Raw genomic sequence first — 820 nt, 5'->3', positions numbered from 1 at the left:
AAGCGGATCAAGCCGAAAGGCTCGCCGGTGCGGATCGAGCCGCCCGCCTCGGCCCAACAGACGATCCGCCGCGCCACCAGGCCGGCGATCTGGACGGCGGCGATCGTGCCGTTGGGGCTTTCGATGACCAGGCCGTTGCGCTCGTTCTCGGTGCTGGCCTTGTCGAGTTCGGCGTTGAGGAATTTTCCGGGCCGGTGTTCGATCCTGACGATACGACCGCGTACCGGGGCGCGGTTCACGTGACAGGAAAAGACATTCATGAACACCGAGATGCGGGTCATCTCGACATTGCCGAGGCCGAGTTCGCGCGGCGGCACGGCCGGCCCGACCGCCGAGATGATGCCGTCGGCGGGGCTGACCACCAAGCGGTCGTCGACCGGCGTGACGCGCTCGGGATCGCGGAAGAAATAAACGCACCAGGCCGTCAGGATCAGACCGATCCAGAACAGGACCGAGGAGAAATAGCCGAGGAAAAGCGTCGCCGCGCCAAAGGCCGCGATGAAGGGATAGCCTTCGCGATGGATCGGTACGAACGCGTTCTTGACCGTATCGACAAGGCTCATCAGCTAAAAACAGGCTCCGTTTCAAGTCCGGCCTCAATAGCCGAAAGCCCCCCTCGCCGCAACGCAACAATCGGCGGCGCGGGCGAACGGGCAAGGGCCTGTCGCCTCAGGATAGCCGAACGCTCCGCGTTCGTGAGGTCGCGACCGGCTCGCATGCCTGTGCCACTGGCGTCAGAATTTCGAGACAATCAGCCCAGATCAGTTGGCACCATCGGCTTCGGCGCGCACAAAATGTTCTTCGATCTCAAGCCTATGGG

The 820-nt window shown here is 63.3% G+C and carries 1 protein-coding gene; it reads right to left on the bottom strand.

Annotated elements, in window-relative coordinates; all coding sequences use genetic code 11:
• The coding region (locus EN969_RS33460; RefSeq protein ID WP_127419881.1) for a phosphatidylserine decarboxylase at positions 1–563 on the bottom strand (563 nt) is incomplete at its 3' end.
• Positions 564–820: the final 257 nt, after the last annotated feature.

Source organism: Mesorhizobium sp. M7A.F.Ca.CA.003.01.2.1, from assembly GCF_003998945.1.
Classification (GTDB): domain Bacteria; phylum Pseudomonadota; class Alphaproteobacteria; order Rhizobiales; family Rhizobiaceae; genus Mesorhizobium; species Mesorhizobium ciceri.
This window is presented reverse-complemented; position numbering and strand designations above follow the sequence as displayed.